General features: G+C 31.0%; 20 protein-coding genes. 7 read left to right on the forward strand and 13 right to left on the reverse strand.

Annotated elements, in window-relative coordinates; translation table 11 throughout:
• Positions 1–40 precede the first annotated feature (40 nt).
• Positions 41–1,522 carry a nicotinate phosphoribosyltransferase gene (locus ACZ5N4_RS16475; protein WP_464203587.1) on the forward strand — a complete coding sequence of 494 codons (1,482 nt, stop codon included), beginning with the start codon at positions 41–43 and terminating at the stop codon, positions 1,520–1,522.
• A gap of 48 nt (positions 1,523–1,570) precedes the next feature.
• Here the strand turns inward: ACZ5N4_RS16475 and ACZ5N4_RS16480 are convergent, their stop codons facing one another.
• Positions 1,571–1,795, reverse strand: a complete 225-nt coding sequence (locus tag ACZ5N4_RS16480) for a hypothetical protein (RefSeq protein WP_464203588.1) — start codon at positions 1,793–1,795, stop codon at positions 1,571–1,573.
• Positions 1,796–2,047: 252 nt separating this feature from the next.
• On the opposite strand from ACZ5N4_RS16480, the gene ACZ5N4_RS16485 reads away from it, so the two are divergent.
• On the forward strand, positions 2,048–2,404 hold the full coding sequence (locus ACZ5N4_RS16485; RefSeq protein WP_178907748.1) for a winged helix-turn-helix transcriptional regulator: 357 nt from the start codon (positions 2,048–2,050) through the stop codon (positions 2,402–2,404).
• 78 nt (positions 2,405–2,482) lie between these two features.
• Positions 2,483–2,830: a hypothetical protein gene (locus tag ACZ5N4_RS16490; protein ID WP_464203589.1), complete on the forward strand. Its 348-nt coding sequence runs from the start codon at positions 2,483–2,485 to the stop codon at positions 2,828–2,830.
• A gap of 18 nt (positions 2,831–2,848) precedes the next feature.
• Here the strand turns inward: ACZ5N4_RS16490 and ACZ5N4_RS16495 are convergent, their stop codons facing one another.
• Positions 2,849–3,457: an NUDIX hydrolase gene (locus tag ACZ5N4_RS16495; RefSeq protein WP_464203590.1), complete on the reverse strand. Its 609-nt coding sequence runs from the start codon at positions 3,455–3,457 to the stop codon at positions 2,849–2,851.
• 208 nt (positions 3,458–3,665) lie between these two features.
• On the opposite strand from ACZ5N4_RS16495, the gene ACZ5N4_RS16500 reads away from it, so the two are divergent.
• Positions 3,666–4,934 carry a D-alanyl-D-alanine carboxypeptidase family protein gene (locus ACZ5N4_RS16500; RefSeq protein WP_464203591.1) on the forward strand — a complete coding sequence of 423 codons (1,269 nt, stop codon included), beginning with the start codon at positions 3,666–3,668 and terminating at the stop codon, positions 4,932–4,934.
• A gap of 61 nt (positions 4,935–4,995) precedes the next feature.
• Here the strand turns inward: ACZ5N4_RS16500 and ACZ5N4_RS16505 are convergent, their stop codons facing one another.
• On the reverse strand, positions 4,996–6,111 hold the full coding sequence (locus ACZ5N4_RS16505) for an aminopeptidase (protein WP_464210985.1): 1,116 nt from the start codon (positions 6,109–6,111) through the stop codon (positions 4,996–4,998).
• A gap of 585 nt (positions 6,112–6,696) precedes the next feature.
• Between ACZ5N4_RS16505 and ACZ5N4_RS16510 the strand changes: the two genes are divergently transcribed.
• Entirely contained in the window at positions 6,697–8,211 is a 1,515-nt protein-coding gene (locus ACZ5N4_RS16510) for an MBL fold metallo-hydrolase RNA specificity domain-containing protein (RefSeq protein ID WP_464203592.1), read from the forward strand.
• Positions 8,212–8,575: 364 nt separating this feature from the next.
• On the opposite strand, the gene ACZ5N4_RS16515 is transcribed toward ACZ5N4_RS16510, so the two are convergent.
• Positions 8,576–8,977, reverse strand: coding sequence for a hypothetical protein (locus tag ACZ5N4_RS16515; RefSeq protein ID WP_464203594.1), 402 nt, complete (start codon positions 8,975–8,977; stop codon positions 8,576–8,578).
• A 212-nt stretch (positions 8,978–9,189) separates the two neighbouring features.
• Between ACZ5N4_RS16515 and ACZ5N4_RS16520 the strand changes: the two genes are divergently transcribed.
• A complete protein-coding gene (locus ACZ5N4_RS16520) occupies positions 9,190–9,423 on the forward strand; it encodes a CPF_0552 family protein (protein ID WP_464203595.1) in 234 nt (77 codons plus the stop codon).
• A gap of 100 nt (positions 9,424–9,523) precedes the next feature.
• Here ACZ5N4_RS16520 and ACZ5N4_RS16525 read toward each other — a convergent pair whose 3' ends face one another.
• From ACZ5N4_RS16525 to ACZ5N4_RS16540, 4 genes are all read right to left on the reverse strand, one after another.
• Entirely contained in the window at positions 9,524–10,612 is a 1,089-nt protein-coding gene (locus ACZ5N4_RS16525; RefSeq protein ID WP_464203596.1) for a 4Fe-4S dicluster domain-containing protein, read from the reverse strand.
• Between the two features lie 197 nt (positions 10,613–10,809).
• On the reverse strand, positions 10,810–11,862 hold the full coding sequence (gap, locus tag ACZ5N4_RS16530) for a type I glyceraldehyde-3-phosphate dehydrogenase (RefSeq protein WP_464203597.1): 1,053 nt from the start codon (positions 11,860–11,862) through the stop codon (positions 10,810–10,812).
• Positions 11,863–12,413: 551 nt separating this feature from the next.
• The gene (locus ACZ5N4_RS16535) at positions 12,414–14,414 is read right to left on the reverse strand and encodes a methyl-accepting chemotaxis protein (protein WP_464203598.1); all 2,001 of its coding nucleotides are present in this window, start codon (positions 14,412–14,414) and stop codon (positions 12,414–12,416) included.
• 476 nt (positions 14,415–14,890) lie between these two features.
• Complete coding sequence (locus tag ACZ5N4_RS16540) at positions 14,891–16,078, reverse strand: anaerobic nitric oxide reductase flavorubredoxin (protein WP_464203599.1); 1,188 nt, start codon at positions 16,076–16,078, stop codon at positions 14,891–14,893.
• A 394-nt stretch (positions 16,079–16,472) separates the two neighbouring features.
• Between ACZ5N4_RS16540 and rd the strand changes: the two genes are divergently transcribed.
• A complete protein-coding gene (rd, locus tag ACZ5N4_RS16545; RefSeq protein ID WP_211144775.1) occupies positions 16,473–16,634 on the forward strand; it encodes a rubredoxin in 162 nt (53 codons plus the stop codon).
• Between the two features lie 106 nt (positions 16,635–16,740).
• Here the strand turns inward: rd and ACZ5N4_RS16550 are convergent, their stop codons facing one another.
• The 5 genes from ACZ5N4_RS16550 to ACZ5N4_RS16570 all read right to left on the reverse strand — a co-directional run bounded on the left by ACZ5N4_RS16550 (position 16,741) and on the right by ACZ5N4_RS16570 (position 21,807).
• Positions 16,741–17,748 (reverse strand): D-alanyl-D-alanine carboxypeptidase family protein, encoded by a 1,008-nt coding sequence (locus ACZ5N4_RS16550; protein WP_464203600.1) that lies wholly within the window; start codon positions 17,746–17,748, stop codon positions 16,741–16,743.
• 266 nt (positions 17,749–18,014) lie between these two features.
• The gene (gene vanS, locus ACZ5N4_RS16555) at positions 18,015–19,166 is read right to left on the reverse strand and encodes a vancomycin resistance histidine kinase VanS (RefSeq protein WP_464210987.1); all 1,152 of its coding nucleotides are present in this window, start codon (positions 19,164–19,166) and stop codon (positions 18,015–18,017) included.
• Positions 19,150–19,845, reverse strand: a complete 696-nt coding sequence (gene vanR / locus ACZ5N4_RS16560; RefSeq protein WP_464203601.1) for a VanR-ABDEGLN family response regulator transcription factor — start codon at positions 19,843–19,845, stop codon at positions 19,150–19,152. The genes vanS and vanR overlap by 17 nt, the downstream gene beginning before the upstream one ends.
• 240 nt (positions 19,846–20,085) lie before the next feature.
• Complete coding sequence (locus ACZ5N4_RS16565; protein ID WP_464203602.1) at positions 20,086–20,964, reverse strand: diacylglycerol/lipid kinase family protein; 879 nt, start codon at positions 20,962–20,964, stop codon at positions 20,086–20,088.
• Between the two features lie 207 nt (positions 20,965–21,171).
• On the reverse strand, positions 21,172–21,807 hold the full coding sequence (locus ACZ5N4_RS16570; RefSeq protein WP_464203604.1) for a GntR family transcriptional regulator: 636 nt from the start codon (positions 21,805–21,807) through the stop codon (positions 21,172–21,174).
• Between the last annotated feature and the right edge of the window lie 40 nt (positions 21,808–21,847).

A 21,847-nucleotide genomic window follows, 5' to 3' on the forward strand; every position in this document is an offset into this window, starting at 1 on the left:
ATTTATTGATTTTACTAAAACAAATAAGGGAGATTTAACTATGGAATTCACAAAAAATTTTGATGTAAGAAATGGAAGAAATCTTACTATGTTAGTTGATTTCTACGAACTTACAATGGGGAATGGATATTTAGAAAGTGAAGTTGGAAATAAAACAGCTTATTTTGATATGTTTTTTAGAAGGGTTCCTGATGACGGAGGATATTGCATTATGGCAGGTGTTCAGCAGATAATTGAATATCTTTCAAATCTAAAGTTCTCTGATGAAGATATAGAATATTTAAAAAGTAAAAACATTTTCTCTGAAAAGTTTTTAGACTATTTAAGAAATTTTAAATTCTGCTGCGATGTGTGGGCCGTTCCTGAAGGAAATCCAGTATTTCCTAACGAACCTTTGGTTGTTGTAAAAGGTCCTGCTATTCAAGCTCAGTTTGTTGAAACAATGATTCTTTTAACTGTAAATCATCAAACTTTAATTGCTACAAAAGCTAATAGAATCTGTAGAGCTGCTGAGGGAAAATCCGTAATGGAGTTTGGTTCTAGAAGAGCTCAAGGATACGATGGAGCAATTTATGGGGCAAGGGCTGCCGCTATTGGAGGATGTAATTCTACAGCATGTACAATAGCTGAGCAAATGTTTGGTATACCAGCAATTGGAACTATGGCTCATAGTTGGATACAACTTTTCCCAAATGAGTATGAAGCCTTTAAAGCATGGGCTGAGGTTTATCCAGATAACTGTACTCTTCTTATAGATACATATAATGTATTAAAATCTGGTTTACCTAATGCTATAAAGGTTTTCAATGAAGTTTTATTACCTAAAGGTTACAGACCAAAAGGTATAAGATTAGACAGTGGAGATATTACCTATTTATCAAAAAAGTGTAGAGAAATACTTGATGAAGCTGGATTTAGTGATGTAAACATTGTTGTGTCCAATTCTCTTGACGAATTTATTATAAGAGATGTATTAAGCCAGGGAGCCGTAATTGACTCTTTTGGAGTTGGTGAAAGACTTATAACTGCAAAATCAGAGCCTGTATTTGGAGGAGTTTATAAACTTGCTGCTGTAGAAGATAATGATGGCACTATAATTCCTAAAATAAAGATAAGTGAAAATGAAGAAAAAATAACTAATCCTGGCTTTAAGAAAATCTATAGAATATTCGACAAAGCAAATAATAAAGCTATAGCAGATTTAATAACTCTTGCTGAAGAAACTATAGATGAAAATAATCCTATAGAATTATTTAACCCTGTTTATACATGGAAAAAGAAAAAAATCAAGGATTACTATGTAAAAGAACTTTTAGTGAAAATCTTTGATAAAGGCAAACTAGTGTATGAAAGCCCTGATGTAATGGAAATTAGAAAAATTGTTCAAGAAGAAACAGAAAAATTATGGCCTGAAGTTTTAAGATTTGAAAATCCTCACAATTACTATGTAGATTTATCAAGAAAACTTTGGGATCTAAAAGAAGAGCTACTTCATAAGTACTCGAGTGAATACGTTGAATAAAATTTATAACAAAAGGACAGAAAATAAATAGTCTGTCCTTTTATTGTGCTAAAAATATTGATTTCTTTCTTCGAAAAATGACTTTCCTATGAAGGGAAAATCTTTTTCATATAATTCCACTAAATCATTTCTATTTCCTAATGCTTCACATGAATATTGAGAGACTTTTTTGAAAGGGCAAATCCCTCCAGTATCCTTATAGTTATATAGAGCACATCCTTTAAAGCACTCTACATCTTTGTCATAAGTTGATAAAAATGGGCATTCATCCATAGTCAACACCTTCTCCCCAAAAGATATAATTCAAGCTAACTTTATTATACAATAACAAATTAGAAAATTGAATATAATTTACTAAATTTTTAAAATCTTCTCATGTTTGTTACAAAGTTTTTCTAAATATAATAATTTGAATATAATATACTTAAATGATATAATTTTGTAGTGATATACTAATTACCCTATACAACTATTAGGTATAAAAGCATATAAAATATACTACACATTTTTAAAAGGAGCATCACTATGAACAAAGGATGTAATGTTATGAAAATACGTAACAAAGAGTACACTTGTTCAATGGAGTTAACATTGGACATTATAGGCGGAAAGTGGAAGACACTTATACTATGGCATTTAGGTGTTGGCGGAACAAAAAGATTCAGCGAAGTTAAAAAAGCCCTTCCTGGAATTACGCAGAAAATGCTAACCCAGCAGTTAAGGGAACTAGAAGCAGACGGCATGATAAATAGAAAAATTTATGCTCAGGTACCTCCAAAAGTAGAATACTCCTTGACTGAAGAAGGACAAAGCCTTATGCCTATCTTAGGTACTATGTGCAAATGGGGCAGAGATTATTATGATAAATACGAATCTAAATAAGTAGTACAACTATTTACTACTTATTTTTTATTTTTTGGTTAAACTATTATCATCAAACTCATGAAAGGAGTTGTTATTATGTATTTGACAAGTATATCTCTCTCCTATTATATTTTAGGAATTGCTATAGCAGCTATTGCAGCTTATTTATATTTTAAATTGTTAGTTACTAAAACCTCTCCTGATAGCCCTCAGAAAGATAAAATAATCGGACAGATGAAAGATCCTGAAAGCTGGAGAATAAAAAATGGTAGAATGGCTAATGTATGTATGTTCTGGTTTATAGTCTCTATAATAATTTTTGCTTCTATAAAATTTTTATTTAGAGTGCAACTAGTTCCAATAATATATTTATTAATATATGCAGTTCTCATAGTTCTATCCTTTATATTTGCTGCAAGAGTAGAAAAGAAGGCATCTACATAAGATTGCCTTCTTTTATTTTCATATATTTCTTTTAATTATATCAACAAAAGACTTTATAATTAATGCTGTAAATCCCCATATTATATAATTATCATATTTATAAAAGTACTCTGGCATCTTACCACTTCTAAATTTATAATTTTTCCCATTCCTTATAAGATGATAAGGGAATTCGCTTCCTGGATCTGGTATTATTGAAAGTTCATGCAACATAGGTGAATCTTCTAAAAAGAATTTTAAAGGAACTTTGAAAATATGATCGACTTCAGCCTTATTAGGTTCTATTTCGGACTTATTTGTTTTAGCTATAAAGGGATATATTATGAAATTATATGGTGTAACAATGTAATCCATACTTCCTATAAATTCTATATCCTCCCTTTTAAGGTTCAATTCCTCCATTGTTTCTCTTATTGAGGCTTTTTCTGGAGATTCACCCTTCTCTAACTTACCTCCTGGAAGACATATATCTCCTGGCTGATGTCTTAAATTCAAAGATCTGACTTCAAAAATCACACTAGCTTCACCATTATCTTCACAGAGCAAAATCATTACCGCACTTTTCTTATATGGCCCTATTATTCCAGCTTCTCTATTAGTAAATATGTTTTGTATTTTATCTAGCATAAATGAATGTCCTCCTTATTAAGTAATTTTAAATTATAGCTCAATTACTTTTACATAATAACTTTATATATAAAATTTAACGAATTTAGCTTAATATAGTCGATTGTCAAATTTTATTGTAAGTGATATACTAAAAATTGTTATGATTTAATTATAATATTTTTAGTAAAATATGTACACAAATTTAGGGTAAATGGAGAGATGAACATTGAAACAGAAAAAACTATCTATTTTGTTAATTTTTATTTTTATACTTTCTTTAAATATTAATGTATTTGCCGCTGGCGACAACCAAAAAACTGACCCACAAATTTATGGTAAAGCCGCTGTTACAATAGATATGCAAACTGGTGAAATTATATATGCTAAGGATATAGACAAGCAGATGTATCCTGCTAGTACCACTAAGCTTTTAACAGCTCTTCTCCTTGCAGAAAATAAAAATAAAACAGATATGCTTACATATACACAAAATGCAAAAGCTCAACCTGAATACTCTTTAAGTCTAAACCTTCACTCTATAGAGGTAGGTGAAAAAATGTCTGCAGATAATGCAATGGATGGACTTTTGTTGTATTCTGGTAACGACGTTGCCTATATGATTGCAGAAAATATAGGTAAAGATGCTAAAGACTTTTCAGACAAGATGAATGAAGAAATTAAGAAATTAAATTTGAGTAATACTCATTTTGTTACACCTAACGGGTTACATGACCCAAATCACTATACAACTGCCTATGATTTAAGTGTTATAGCTCGTGCAGCTTTCCAAAATCCTTGGGTTAAAGAATCTATGGGAAAGCAGAAAAGCACTATTAAAACCTCTAGTGGAACTACTTTTCTTATAGAAAATAGAAATAAGCTGCTTGGAAATGATGGCTGCATAGGTGGAAAGACTGGTTATACTGTGCCTGCTGGAAGATGTTTAGTAGCGATTTATGATAGAGGTGGTAGAAAAATACTAGGTGTTGTAATGAATTCGGTATACGATCAAAACGATGCTTTTGTATTTGATGATATGAAGAAAGTAATAGACTGGAGCTATGCTGCAAAGCCTGCGAGCCTGCACAAAAAAGATTCAGTTATAACTACTAAGACAGTTAAATATAAACCATTGGTATTTGTAGGACCTGAAAAATCTATAGATGTTCCTGTAACTATTAAGGAAGATATTAATTATTATGATAACGCAACAAATAAGAAAGAATTAAAAGAAGTTGTTAACTTAAATGATATAAAAGTTTCTAGCCTAAAAGGAACTGATCCGATTGGTACATTAACAATTAAAGAAAGAACTGCTTCTAGGGATTACAAATTATATTCTGCTTTACCTAAAGGAGCATTAATGAAAAATAACTTACCTGTTTATGGAGCTGCCTTACTAGCAGTGTTAGCTTCCTTAGGAGTTATAGCCTTTGCAGTAAAGAAAATACTGGATATAAAGAGAAAAAGACGAAGAGGAAAATATACATGGTAAAAGGAGTGTTAATTCACTCCTTTTTACTTTTCTAATAAAGTTATAATTTTAGTCAGCTATGTTACTTTAATACATCCTCTATAAACTTTCCATTTTCATAGAAAAGCTCACCATCAGCATAGATTTTACCACCATTTCTCATATCACAAAGCATATCCCAATGTATGTTTGATTTATTTTTACCACCAGCATCGGCCATGGAATCTCCTATAGCCATATGAACTGTTCCACCGATTTTCTCATCAAATAGCATATTTCTTGTAAATTTTTCTATGCCATAATTTGTTCCTATTGCTACCTCTCCAAATCTTGACGCACCTTCATCTATAGAAAGTAATTTTTGAAGCAACTCCTCTCCTTTTTTAGCTGTAGCCTTAATTACCTTTCCATCTTTCACTTCAAGCCTTATACCTTCGATTTCTTTTCCCATATAAATGCCTGGAAAGCTAAAAGTAATATAGCCATTTATTTTATCCTCTACTGGAGAAGTGAATATCTCTCCATCTGGAAAGTTAACTCTTCCATCACAATTAATCCATTTTCTATTTTCAATATTTACACTTATATCAGTATCATCAGAAATTATATGCAGCTCCTTCTTTTTATCTAAGTATTTTACCCATCTCTCCTGTTCTTTGCTTATTCTTTTCCATTCTGCAACTGGGTCTTCCATATCTAAAAGACCTGCACCATATACAAAGTCCTCATATTCTTCTAGGCTCATTAAAGCCTCTTGTGCATCTGCATAAGTAGGATATTGAGTCCCACACCATCTAAGTGAACCATCTCCTGTACGTTCAGAATAAATTTTTCTCCAGCTAGAAGCTCCTTTAGCAGCTAACTGTAACTTATCTGCTTGTATATTTGAGTTAACCCTGGTATTTCTTGTTGCCCAAGCTGTAAGCCATACATCCGCTTTTTCCAGAGCTGTTCTTTGTATGAAATACTCTTCTTCAAGCTGTTTTTCACTACTGTACTTTAGTTTTATGTTTTTAACTTCATGAGATTCAAGCATGGTTTCTACATGTGCCCCTGCTTTTATAGCTTCCTTAACTACCTCTCTCATCCAAGGCTCAGCTATATCTTCACAGCCAACTAATACAAAATCTCCCTCTTTTACTTCAGTAGAATAATTCACTAAAAGTTTTGCAAGTTTGTTAAGTCTCTTATCTCCCATTTTTATGTCCTTCCTTTCATACTTTGTGTATATTTTCATAAACCAACAATTTATTTAAATATTAACAGATTTCTAAGCATCATATGGAATTTTAATTCAACATGATGCTTATTAACAGGCTTCTTAGTGTCTTTAGCACTTAGAAGGCTTTATCCTTTAGGGGAAATCGTTATCCAGGGACGTTGCCGATCTTTACTTCCACTAAAAAATATAAATATTTCAAATCTCAAATATGCACCCAAATATATGATTTTGGGATGATCGCTTATACAGAGTACCTGTGGGAGTATTAAAGCGGGTAGTCATCAGATAAATTTTACCACAATATCCAAAATAATTTAAGTCGTTTGCTACAATATTATTTTGATTATTTACTTAAATTATATTAGTCATACAAACACAAGATTTAGAGTAACTTAAAAATTTTAATGAACTAAGCTTTGAAAATATAGGCTAGTGAACAAGTCCAACGCCAAAATCTAATATATATAACTCATTAATAATGATTTTCCCTTTTTTAATATTTTAAAAATTAAAAATTTCATGATATAATATACATAACAACAAGCTTAAGGAGGAATTTGTATGAAAATAGAATTTTATGGCGCTGCAGGTTGTGTCACTGGTTCATGCCATCTTCTAAAAGTAAAGGATAAAAACATTCTATTAGACTGTGGAATGTATCAAGGAAAAGATGAAAGAGAAAGAGGAAATGAAACCTTTAATTTTAATCCTAAGGATATAGATTATGTTATTTTAAGTCATGCACATACTGATCATAGTGCAAGAATTCCCCTTTTATATAAACAGGGCTTTAAAGGAGACGTTATATGCACTGAAGGTACTTTAGATCTATGTAGTGTTATGTTGGCCGATAGTGGACATATACTTGAGTCAGAAGCGGAATGGAAAAATAGAAAAAGATTGAGGCAAGGACTTCCTCCAATTGAACCTTTATATACTGCAAAAATAGCTCAGGTAACTATGTATCTTTTTAAAGGATATCCTTATGATCAGTGGATTGAGCTTTTTGATGGTTTTAAAGTTAAATTTAGAGATGCAGGTCATCTTCTTGGTTCTGCTATTGTAGAAATGCTAATAGATGAAAATAAAAAGCAAACAAAGTTGGTTTATACTGGGGATTTAGGAAATAAAGATATACCTATTTTAAAAGACCCTACTATTATTGATTACGCTGACTATGTCCTAATGGAAACTACCTATGGAGATAGACTTCACACTAATTTATCATCGGAATTAGAAGATTTAGCTAAAATAATAAAGGATACCTTAAAACGAGGTGGAAATGTCATAATACCATCCTTTGCAGTAGGAAGAACTCAAGAAGTTCTATATACTCTAAACAAATATGTTGAAGAAAATGTTCTAAAGGGAGTTTCTGTTTATGTAGATAGTCCTTTAGCCTCAGAATCCACTACAATTTTTTCAAAATATCGCAAATACTATGATGAAGAAGCAACTAAACTTTTAGCTAGCGGCGATGACCCTTTAAGTTTTAAAGGTTTAACATTTACAAAGTCTGCTGAAGAATCTGTAAATCTAAATAAACTTCAAAGTGGTGCAATTATAATTTCAGCTAGTGGTATGTGCGAAGCAGGAAGAATAAAACATCATTTAAAACACAATTTATGGAGAAAAGAATCTTCTATAGTATTTGTAGGATATCAAGCTGAAGGTACTCTAGGTAGAAGTATTTCAGAAGGCGCTAAAAAAGTTAAAATATTTGGCGAAGAAATTGCAGTTAATGCTAAAATATACACTCTACATGGATTATCCGGACACGCAGATAGAAACGGACTTTTAGGATGGTTAGAAGCCTTTAAAGCAAAACCTGAAAAAGTTTTATTAGTTCATGGAGACACCTCAGCAATGTCTAGTTTTAATGAACTTTTAATATCTAAAGGATATTCAACCTTTGTGGCTAAATCTGGAGATACCTTTGATACAGAAGTCATACCACAAAAATTCAGTTTAACTAGAAATAAGATATTGTCATTAATAAACTCTATTGAAGACTTAGATTCTATGGATAAAAATCTTTTACTTGAACAAATAAATGATGCAATAAAAGACATATAGAATATCCTTTATTGCACAAGTTATCTAAGAAGATACATTAGTGCCATTTAGCCACTAAATAAGTCTTGAATAATAAGATATCAGCTGGATACACTAAGTAGCATAAGGAAGGTTTAAAGTGGCGGTATAAAGAATATTTTAGGTTTGTGAGAACCTTTATTTTATACCACTTAATCCACATTATTCTTTCCGGAAGCTATTAATACATTTAGTGTTAGTAGTAAGAGGTAGATGTATTGATTACATCTACCTCTTTATTTTTATTCTATAAGAAACCTAACTAGAAAGTTAGCTTATAGGTCGGGCTATGTTTTCAAAGCTGAAGGTAGATTTAAAAACTTTGTGTCATTCTTAGTGAAGGGTTTTAAGAATTATGTTTAAGTATTATGCTAAATTTACTGTTATTATTAATAATGTCCTTAACCTCTATGAAACTGAACTTATCCTTTAGATAATCATTTATGTCTACAGTAAAATGTTTTGCATTAAATTCACATAGGTTTCCACTTATACTAAATCCCAATTTATCTAGCAGAGAAATTACTAAATCTGTTGAACCTTTAGAAGAAACCTTAAATACAATCTTCCCTTTGTAGAATTTATCATATGTTAAAAATAAATTAAAATTAGGTGCCAACATTCCTGGAGAAATTGTAACTTTTATTTTGTTACGTTCACAGCAAATTTGTTTTATCTGATCAGGTATTTTAACTCCTTTAGTGAAAATGTCCACCAACTCACTTAATTCAAAATTAATTGAAGCCATAAAACATCTCCTTTATATCTAACTTAAAAGGTTAGCATATTTTCCTGTTTCACTAAATGTATATGCATGTTTTCCCATATTAATTTAAAAAGTTAAAAATTAATAATAATTTTTTCATGATTTATATATTTATTTTCCTTTATAAGGTTATACTAAGTTGAGAAATACGAATAATTGTTTTAAAGGAGATGTTAGTTATGGAAACAACTATTATGGCATTAACCATTGATCCAAGAAGTGATCATGCGCCACAAGTTCAGACAGTGCTGACAAAACATGGCTGTATTATCAAAACAAGAATTGGGCTTCATGAAACATCAACAGATTTTTGCTCAGAACGGGGTCTTATACTCTTACATATTAATTCTGATGAAAATAAAGTTAAAGAGCTGGAAAAAGAGCTTCTTGACGTTGAAGGTGTAAATGTAAAATACATGTCTTTATAGGATAACTTCATGTAAAGGGCACTAGGCTGAAAGTTACTTTTCCTATAAAAATGTGACGCAAAATTTTTATCTTGCGTCACAAGTTTTTTATTACTTATTATTACTTTATATAATTTATAGCTGCATCGTTACATTTTGTTAAGCAAAGACCACATCCAAAACACTTATTCTGATCTATATGGGCTTTATCCTCAATAGTTATTGCACTATAAGAACAGCTTTTAACACATTTGCCACAGGATGTGCACTTTTCTTTGTTTACCTGTAGTAAACCAGGTTCTTTGTTAATCTTTCGTTCCTTCATTTTTATTGCAGTTAATCCTCTTATTTCATCTAAGCTGTTATAATTATGCTTATCAAGCCATTCATCTAATTCCTTAATTATTCTAGAATATACTTCTGGTCCTTCTAGTATAGCTGCTGTACAAAGCTGAACTGCAGATGCTCCAGCCATTATCATTGCAACTACATCTTCTCCACTAGAAACTCCTCCTACTCCTATTACAGGAACTTTAACAGAATTCGATATAGAGTATACATATCTTAATGCTATTGGGTTTAAGGCTTTACCAGATAGCCATCCATATCCCTTTTCATTCCCTAGATAAGGAAGTCCTGTTTCTACATCTATATGGAGACAAGGTCCTAAAGAATTTACTGCTACAAATCCATCTGCCCCTTCTTCTACCAATCTCTTTACATACCAACCTATTTTAGTTATACCTGGATTTATTTTTATATAAACAGGCTTATCAAACTTTCTTGCTGCCTGCATAGATTTTATTACAGGTTCTATGTCTTGTTCCATATAGTGAGTTGATATTTCAATTATATCTGCATACGGAGCAACCAAAGGTGCTAATTTTTCTATATCTTCCGCTGTATATCCTAAGCTTATGATAAAAGGTACACCACAATCTTTACACAATTTATATTCTTTTTGTACCCACTGCTCAACAGGAATTTCTGACCATAATTCACTATATAAAAATGCTCCATGCTTTGTTTCTTGAAGAAAAGGTTTCGGAATCTTGGCAGGTATTTCAGATATAGTTTTTGTTACTACAGCTCCAACTCCCTGTCGTACGCACTCCATCATATGTTTAGCATCTCTAACCTGTGGTCCCGAAGCTGGCATAACTGGGTTTTTCAATTTAATGCCGCGTAGATTTACACTTAAATCCGCCATATAATTACCCCCTAAACTGTTGTTTTCAAATATTGAACCTAATTAATAATTTCTACATTTTTGCTTCTTTTCCTTCTAAAAAATATGATTAAATTTAAAAAAGCTTATACAATTACTATTATATTCTTTTTTATAGTATATATGTATAATGATGGAATAAAAAAAGTTGAGGTTTCCCCTTGGGAAACCAACAACTTTTATTGATTAGCTGCCATCATAACACTGCATTCGCTTTGTTGTTTCATTAAGTTTGCTGTATAATTTACTAAATCAACAGTTCTAGTGGAATATCCCCACTCGTTATCATACCATGATACAACCTTTATCATGTTTTCACTGATAACCATAGTTGAAAGTCCATCTACTATTGATGATCTATCATCACCTTTATAATCTATTGATACAAGCGGTTCTTCAGAATATCCTAATATTCCTTCCATGTATCCTTCTGCTGCTTCCTTAAAGGCATTATTGACTTCCTCAACAGTAACAGATTTTGAAAGCTCACAAACTAAGTCTGTAAGTGACACTGTTGGTGTTGGTATTCTAACTGAAAATCCATTTAGCTTACCTTTAAGGTTTGGTAATACTTTTTCAACAGCCTTTGCAGCACCTGTAGTAGTCGGAATTATAGATTCTCCAGCTGATCTAGCTCTTCTTAAGTCCTTATGAGTTTTGTCCAAAATTCTCTGATCGTTTGTATATGAATGTATAGTAGTCATTAAACCTTTAACTATTCCAAACTTATCATCTAAAACCTTAGCAAAAGGAGCTAAACAGTTTGTAGTACAAGATGCATTTGATATAACAACGTGCTTTTCAGCATCTAGATCCTTTTCATTAACTCCCATAACTACAGTTATATCTTCACCTTTTGCTGGCGCAGTTATAATTACCTTCTTAGCTCCAGCTCTAACGTGCTTCATTAACTTTTCTTTATCTTTAAATATTCCTGTTGACTCTATAACTATATCAACATTAAGTTTTTCCCAAGGTAGATTTTCAGGATCATTTACATTTAATATCTTTATTTCATTACCATTTATAATCATGGAATTATCTGTAGTTTCAACAGTTCCGTTAAATCTTCCATAGCAAGAATCATATTTAAATAAGTGTGCTAAAGTTTTACTATCTGCTCTAGCATTTATAGCAACTATCCTTACATCCTCATCCATTCTTTCTTGAGCAATTCTCAATACCGCTCTTCCTATTCTTCCAAAACCGTTAATAGCAATATTTATAGACATAAACTCTCCTCCTAAAAAGTAATTTATTACTTATGTATCATAAATATATTATTTAATATTATTTTATGCAATAATATTATTATTTAGTACATTATATATAACACATTAACGAAATGTGCTATATTATTTATATCAATAAACTACTTATATGTCAATTTTATTGAGTACCGAGTTACACTTAATTAACTTTACTTTTCATTAATTTGCTCACATTTACATTATTATTTAAAGAAATTTTAGCTAAATTTGGAGTTCTATCAAAAATAGGTTAAAAAAGTAACAATACTTTTTTGCACATAAATATATATTATTTATGAAACTCCTTCTCCTATTGTCGAATGAGTACTCGCTGAGTAAGTGACTCACTCCAAATCACAGATTTGGGTTCGCTACTTAACCGATCATATCAAAATCAGCACTCTGTGTAAGCGACTATCTCAAAATCATAGATTTTGGATGCCTGCTTAAGATTTTGTATGCCTGCTTAAAAACAAAAAATAAAAAGACCATTAAAAAGTACTTTTCAATTACCTTTTAATGATCTTTTTATTTTATTCAACCTTAAATAAGTTTGTTTTCTCCCTAAGCTCTTCGGAATCTTTGTCTACTCTATCTGCCATACGTGATACTTCATTAGAAGAGGTTAATAATTCTTCTGAAGAAGAGGATATTTCTTCTGAAGCAGCTGAAATATCTTGTGCTGCTGAGGATATCCTTTGAATTTTTTCTAAAGCTACCTTGTTTCCATCTATTGTATCACTTAGAGTATTCGCTGTTTCTTCTATTGATTTCGGAACGTCTTTCATGGAAGAAATAATGTCTCCAAAAGATATTATTGTATCATTAGCAGTTACTGCTTGATCCTCAAGTAATTCTCCAACTTTATTGGAATTTTCAATGACTTCTTGAGTTTCATCTGTTATAGATTTCACTAAATCTATTATTCTTTTTGATGAGCTGCTCGACTCTTCAGCTAACTTTCTTACTTCTTCTGCAACTACTGTAAAACCTTTCCCGCGTTCTCCTGCTCTTGCAGCTTCAATTGAAGCATTTAGCGCTAAAAGATTTGTCTGTTCAGATATATTACTTATAATATCCGTTATTTTGCCTATTTCAAAAACTGTAGTAGATAACCCGCTAACTTTTTGAAGTACTACATCATAGGATTGTTTTATTGCTACAATAATATTAATTAACTCATAAATCTTGCTTTCGCCTTCTACGGCCTTAATTTCAGTATCTTTTACACTTTCTCTTACCTCAGCAAGCTTTTTACTAACTATATCGATTTCTTCTGTTAAAGTCATTAAAGAACTTACAACATCTGATATTTCACCTGCTTGAGATGCTGCACTTTGCGACACCTCCTGTATAGAACAGGAGACCTCACTAGCTGATGCTACCATCTCCTCCGATATAGTAGAAAGAGTTGATGCCGATTCTCCAAGCTGCAAAGATGCATTTTTCACTAAACCTAAAGATTCGCCAATAGTATTTAATGTGTCATTTAACTTATTTGACATATTTGCTATTTCATCTTTACCTATACTATTTACTCTAATGGTAAAATCCCCTTGAGCTATTTCATCCATGGATTGTGAAACTTTTTCTATTGGTTTCGATACATTTTTGCCAATGAACATTGCCAATAGCACTGATAAAATTCCTCCGATAAGAGCTATTAATAATAACACTTTTACTATAGTTATATTAGACTTAGTAAGTTCACTTGTCGGTACAGTAGCTACAAAGATCCAACCTAAGCTTTCATTGTAATCATAGGCTGATAGCTTTTCTACTCCATTATAGTTATATTGAATTATGCCTTTTTTCGTTGAAATTATTTTTTTACCAAAATCCGTATTTGCAACAGACTTCTTAAGTAGTTCATCTTCTATTGGATGTGCTACAGTCGTACCATCATTTTGAAGTATATACAAATATCCTGTTTCCCCAATTTTATTATTGGCAATATATTGCTTGGACAATAATTTTAAATCTACTGTTTGAATTATTACTCCTATCAATTCACCGCTATTGTCTAATACAGGTTCTGATATAACAAAAATGGGTTTTTTAGTTGTGATACTTTCCTTTACTTGACTAACATAAGTTCTTTTTTGTTTTTTAACCTCTGTAAAGTAATTCATGCTACTTAAATCTTTTCCTGCTAATGTTCCAGTAGCGTCCAATATCCCTACACCATCTTTGCTAATTAATGCTATATTTTCATAAAATCCGTAATGACTTTGGTATCTTTTAAATTCACTTATAATTGATGCTTCTAATGTTGGATTTAATTTGCCTGTATTTAGATCATTCAAATAGTCTATAGTGTTTTTAGAATAAGACATTTCATTCCCTATTTTCTCCATTATAGATTCCAAATTTTCTAATGACATTTTTACAGCCTTTTCTTGATTTATAAGAGTATTCTTTGCATCTTCAATATTTATTTTACTATTTATAAAATATATTAGAATTCCACCTATAATTAAGGGTATTATTGCAAAACTAGTGAAAAGTATTATAAATTTACTTTTTATTTTCATATAGTGCCTCCTCTTAAGTTATTAATTCATTGCAAATTTGAAGTTTTTATTTTATGAAGCTTTTAGTTTTTTATAATTTAATTTATCGTATATTATTTAACATAGTTAGATTAATACAAAATTCAGCAAATTATTATATTGATCAAAAACATAACTACCTCATATAAAAATTATACTAAATGTTAACAATTTTTTAAAGTGTTTAACATTATATTTTATGCATAATTTAAATATATAACTCTAAATTTAAAATACATCCATTTGATATGTTTTAAAATACCGAATTAAAACAATATTCTTATATTCATTGTTAAAAATACTACCGTAAACTGACGGAAATATACGAAGATATTTCACTTTCCAAGATACAACTTGACAAAAAAAAGATGTGCAGCAGCACATCTTTTTTATTTCTACAGCTATAGGTAAACTAACTCGAAAGTGAACTTTATCACATCCTCCTATAGTTTTGGATTCTATAATGTATTTGCAAAATTTTCTCCGAAAGCCTTACATCTCTGTGCTTCCTCATCGCCTGGATACCATAATTCTCTTATACCTTCATTTACTACTTCTAAACCAGCTTTATTGAGTTCTTCAGTAATCATCTTTACTGATTCTCCACCCCACCCGTAACTTCCAAAAGCTGCTGCTTTCTTATTTTTAAAACTAAGCCCCTTTATCATTTCTAAAATTCCAGCTGTTGAAGAAAGTATTCCTTTATTTATTGTTGAAGAACCTACCAATATAGCTTTAGATTTAAAAACTTCAGTGATAATATCATTTTTATCAGATTTTGAAGAATTAAATATCTTAATAGCTATGTCACTATTAGCGGATTTTATCCCCTCAGCTATCATCTCAGCCATTCTTCTTGTAGCATTCCACATGCTGTCATATATAATAGTAACTTGATTTTCCTGATAATTTCTTGCATATTCTAGATATTTATTAACAATTTGAAGTGGATTGTCTCTCCAAATGATACCATGACTAGGACAAATCATGTTAACAGGCAAATTCAAACTAAGTACCTCATCTATTTTCTTTTCCACAAGTGTGCTGAATGGAGTTAAAATGTTCGCATAATATTTTATTACTTCCTGATACAACTCAGCATTATCAACATAATCATTATACATAAGCTCTGAAGCATAATGTTGGCCGAAGGCATCGTTACTGAATAATATGTTTTCACCGGTTAGATATGTAAACATACTGTCTGGCCAATGAAGCATTCTTGCTTCAACAAATATTAATTTATTTTCTCCAATTTCTAATGTGTCTCCAGTTTTAACCTCAACGAAGTTCCAGTCTTCATGATAATGTCCTTTAAGTAATTTAGCACCATTTTTAGTGCAGTAAATAGGAACATTAGGTATTTCTTTAAGCAATTCTGGAAGTGCTCCGCTGTGATCAGGCTCAGAATGATTTGCAATTATGTAGTCAATTTCTTTTAAATCAATTTCTTTCTTTAAGTTATCTACAAATTCTTTAGCAAATGGTTTCCATACTGTATCTATTAATACGGTTTTTTTATCCCTTATTAAATAGGAATTGTAAGATGAACCTTTATGTGTTGAGTATTCCTCACCATGGAATCTTCTAATCTCCCAATCTATTTTACCTACCCAAGTAACTTTATCATTAATTTTAAAACTCATAATAACACCTCTTTTATTATTAAATACTTTGTTATATTTTAATTTTTATACAAAACTTATTTAATCTGTGTTATCAATAGTTTGCCTATTTTTCTAATATATAAACAGAATTCTTGGTTTTAAGTGGAGGTTAAATGCTTAGATGGTCATATTTGATCAAATACTCATAGAATAAAGCTAGCATAGTAAAATCTTGTTATTTTCAATAGACTTAGTAGTATAAATTTTGTTATAATTATGTTATAAATAATTTAAATTTTCCGTAACAAGGGTTACTGACTAAACAAATACAACCTTGGTAAGATAATACTATGACAAATTATTAATTTTATGCATTATTTCACTTAAAAGTGAAACACTGTTAATATTATTAGTTAAAGTAGGAGGTAATATTATGCAAAAGTATTTATGTGTTGTTTGTGGATATATTTATGACCCTGAGCAAGGTGATCCAGATAACGGAGTGAACCCTGGAACATCTTTCGAGGACGTTCCAGATGACTGGCTATGCCCTTTATGTGGTGTAGGCAAAGACCAGTTTGAACCTACTGAATAAAATAAGATTTATTTGAATCAAGAAAAACGGCATAACATTTTTTATGATGTTATACCGCTTTTCCTTTTCTTCCAGCTGTAACCTTGGATAATTCAAGTCTAATAATTTATTTGCCTATCTGATTATATACATTAAAGGCATCTAAAATGTGGAATTGCTTTGTCTCGTGATTTCCGCTTGCTCCGGCAGTTATCAAGGCATATTCCTTTCCATCCACAACTGCTAAACTGGCAAGACATAATCCTGCTTCTTCTGTATATCCTGTTTTTCCTCCTAATATTTTTCCTCCTGTTATATCTGCATGGTCCATATATTTAAACATTGTACTGCTAAAAGTTATTCCATCTGGATGCAGATTCGTTGGTTTAGTACTATATCTACTACTAGTATAGATTTCACGAAACACATCTTTTTGAAGTGCATACTGTAATAAAACAGCAATGTCTTTTACAGTGGTATAATGCTGGCTATCTTGTAGTCCTGTTGAATTAGAAAAGTGTGTATTTGTCATTCCTAATTTAACTGCCTTTTCATTCATCATCTTCACAAAGTTTTTTTCTGAACCTGCAATTTCATTAGCTAATCCAATACAGCACTCTGCACCAGAAGGCAGCAAGACTCCATACAGTAAATCTATAATCTTTACTTTCTCATTAGGCAAAAATCCAGCCATTGAAGCTTTTGAGGCATATAATTCTGGAAAAATATCAGATGAAAGTTTCATTGTTTTATTAAGATCTGATACAGTATCAATTACAACAACAGCAGTCATAATTTTAGTTAATGAAGCCGGATATATCTTATCTTCAGAATTCCTTTCCATTAGCACCTGCTTGTCTGATAAATCTAATAAAATTGCATTTGAACTATATAACCTATTTGTCTTAATAGCATTCCTTTGTTGTTTCTGATATTTTTTTAGTTCTTGATTTTTCTCTGATATTTTAGCAACATAGTTTTGTTGAAGGATATCAAATTTTTTAAGTAACTTCGGTTCGTTAAACAGCAACGATTTTCCTTGAATTAACAAAATAATTAAACAAGTAACCATCAAAATAAATATACTGATTTTTGAGCAACTAGTTTTTTTCTTTATTTTTTCATTTTTTAACATATTTATTTCCTCCCTAATAATCTAACAATTTCTTACTAAAGCTCATAGCCTATTTTGCACTATTAAGAAACTGACCATAAATACTCTGCTTCCTGGAATGGTGAATGCATTAATCATTCTTCTTTCCACAAAGAAAAAGCCTACCCATATCGATAAAACCATTCTATCGAAAATGAACAGGCTATACTTTAATATGAAATTGTTTAATTATTAAGAAAAGATAAAGAAAAAATTAATATTTTACTAAGGCTGGAGACTACAATATATTATTCTTCTTCCAACTCATTCTGCTTAACAGGTAAGGTGACTGTAAAAACAGTAACACCATTACTGCTTTCCGCGGAAATTGTCCCTCCATGTAATGTGACAATTTCTTTTGCTATGGCCAACCCTAAGCCAGCCCCTCCAGTATTTGTTGTTCGTGCTTCATCCAATCTAAAAAACTTTTCAAATATGTAGCTCAGTTTTTCTTTAGGAATTGTTTTTCCTGTGTTTCTAAAAGATATTACAACATTGTTTTGCTGAACCTCTGCTGAAATATCAATGATGCTGTTATCTATACTATAGGCAACCGCATTTTTCAAAATATTATTGAATACCCTTGCTAATTTAGCTGGATCGCCATATATTGTCATGTTTTCATCAGCATGGATCACAGCTTGTTTTCCATGTGGTTCAAGCAACGGATAAAATTCATCTGTCATTTGAACCAGCATATAGTATAGGTCAATGGTTTCTCTTTCTAATGTCATTGTTTGAAAATTATATCGTGTAATTTCAAAAAACTCATTAATTAAATTTTCTAGACGATATGCTTTCTCTAAGGTAATTCGTACATATTTCGCCTTTTGTTCAGTAGGCATATCCGGAGCTTCATCAAGCAAACTTAAATATCCAATAACAGAGGTCAACGGAGTCTTTATATCATGAGCTAAATACATTACCAAATCATTTTTCCTTTGTTCTGCTTGTTGCGCATTTTGTTCTCTTATCTTTAAAGTTTGCTTTAATGCATTTAACTTGATTTCCATGAAATCCATTTCCGGTGACATTTCAATTACTTTATTTTCATCTCTTATTAAAGCATCAACACTATCATTCATTTCATTAAAATATTTAGTAAACCAGGAAAGAAAAAAACGAAAGAATATAAGAAAAAATATGATAATTGTTATCAGCATAAAAACATCTAAATTATTACGAAAAGTATATTGATAGATTGTAAATGCATCCTCATAGTCTAATAAAAAACTACGTTCCAGAAATCGAACAACCAGTTCTCCAATATTTCCTCTACATAAAGAACGTAGAAACAAAGTAACAAAAACCGAAGCTAATACAATCAATAGCATCTGCGAAAATATTTTACGCTTTAATTTTATATAATCAGGCTTTTTTCTTTTATTTTTCAATTTTATACCCCACTCCCCATATGGTTTTAATGTATTTGGGATTTTCCACGGAATCATTCATCTTTTCTCTTAAATGCCGAATATGGACGGTAATAGTATTATTGCTTTTGCTAAAATACTCATCGCCCCATATTTCATGGAACAATTCTTCTGCGCTAACAACATTACCTTTTCGTTGACACAGTATCCTCAATATTGAAAATTCAGTAGGAGTAAGTGTCAATGGCTGCTCATTCAACAGACATTCATGAGTATCTATATTGAGGACTAATCCAGAATGAATAATGATATTTTCTTCTTGTTCTGAAACCTTATTATATTTCCAATACCTACGTAATTGCGCCTTAACTCTTGCCACTAATTCCAATGGGCGAAAAGGTTTTGTAATATAATCATCTGCGCCAAGTGTCAATCCTGTAATCTTGTCAATTTCTTCTTCCTTTGCTGTAAGCATAATTACAGGATAAGTATATTTTTCTCTAATCTTCTGGCAAATTGCAAAGCCGCTTGTGTCGGGAAGCATAACATCTAAAATCGCAAGGTCGATCGTGTCCTTTGCAATACAATCCAAAGCATCTTTTGCGGAATAAAATTTATAAACGGTATAGTTTTCATTTTTCAAATACAATTCCACCAAATCAGCAATTTCCTGTTCATCATCCACCACAAGTATTCTTCCATTCATAGTCTTTCACCTCTCTTATGCAATATCTTATTTTACTAATATATCTGATAGAAAATATTATTTTAATCTTAATAAATTATTAAGATTTTCCTAAGTTAGAAATCTTTCTCCTTGTTAGTACCTATTTATATAAATCAATTTTCGACTTTGTACCCCTATCTATAGGGAAACTAACTAGAAAGTCAACTTATACAGAGGGATATGTTGACTTTCGACCTAGTAACTCTATAAAAACTAAATTTATGGTATTATAAATTTTACTCCTCCTGGTATTATCTCAAAAGTAACATTCTTTCTTTTTACTATTTCCCCATCTATATTCACAGTAACTTCTTCTTTAGAATTTATTGTTACCTTTTTGCCTTTATAAAAAGTAACCTCTTCTATTTGATGATGCTCACCCTTAATAAGCTTTGGAAATAGTATAAACATTTTTGCTCTACTCAACTTTTCAATGGTACAAATATCAAATAACCCATCTTGCGGATCTGCATCTGGAGCTACCTTCATGCCTCCACCGTAATACTTTCCATTTGCCAGCGCTAATAGAGTATTTTTTATTTTTATCTCTTTACTATCAATTGTTAGCTGAATATCTCTATACTTATACATAAATATTGTAATAATGGCACTAAGTATATATGCTATTTTCCCTGATATAAATGGATATCTTTTTATACTCTTTGCATTATTTACAACTTCAGCATCAATTCCTATAGATGAAATATTTATAAAATATCTGTCATCAACCTTTGCTAAATCAATTGGTTTTATATCTCCATTTATAGTATCTCTTATTATATTTCTAGGCAGCTTCCCTTTATATAAGCTTCTAATAAAATCATTTCCGCTGCCACTTGGAATAACGCCAAGACAGCTTTCGCTATTAACCATTCCATTCAACACTTCGTTCAGTGTTCCATCTCCTCCAACAGCATAGACTCTGTAATTTTCCCTATTGACATATTTTCTTACTAACTCTGTAGCATGTCCTGCCCTTTCTGTTATCTCAATTATAAATTCTTCATTAGTATTTTTAAATTCCTTCTCAATTTTAGGTATTAGCTGAAGTGCTTTTTCTTTACCTGCCTTTGGATTAATAATAAATAAGTGCTTCATAAATTTCCCTCTTTCGTAAAGTGCAATCAAATATTTGCTACATACTATTATACACAAAAATGAAAACCCCTATAAAGTAATTCTACAGATTTTTATCTGTATCTACTTTATAGGGGGCAATTTTCGGTCTTTTACACCTATATTTTGCACTATTTTGAGTTTTTGTATACAAAAAGTTAATGCAATCATACTATTTCTTTTTCAAAGTTAAATTAGACTATGATCTAAGGTCGTCCAATGTTTTTTTAAAACACTTTCTGTACCAATTCCATCTCTTCTTTTCATATACTCCACTAACTCTTTATGCTCATTATTACAATAACCTAGCATTCTGAAAAGTTTCTCAATATCATCACTTACGTATGTCTGTGGATTAAAGTTAAATCTAAGTGAATTCAACATGCTGATGAGAGTGCCATTTCCACATTTGTTTATATAAACATCATGAAATTCATTTTGAAGTTTTGCATATTCCTTATAATTGCGATATTTAATAGCTATATCCATTTTTTCAGTTAATTCTTGCATAAGCATTATATCTTCGTCACTAATGTGCTGTACTGCTAATTTACCAGCTAAACCATCTAAAACTGCTGTTACCTCATATATTTCAAGCTTTTGATCTTTATCAAATTGCTTAACTATAAAACCCTTGTAAGGTATTTTTTCTAATAAGTTGTCAGAGGCAAGTTGAATAAGCGCTTCTCGTGCCGGAGTACGACTAACCCCCATCTCATTGCATATTTCTATTTCTGTTATTCTTTCATTTGGCAAAAACTCACCTTTTTGGATCTTATGTGATATATATTCATACACATGATCTTTAAGAGACTTGTGTTCCATTATTCTCTTCCTCCAATTGTGATACCACATATATTACTGT

This window comes from Clostridium nitrophenolicum (genome assembly GCF_055391695.1).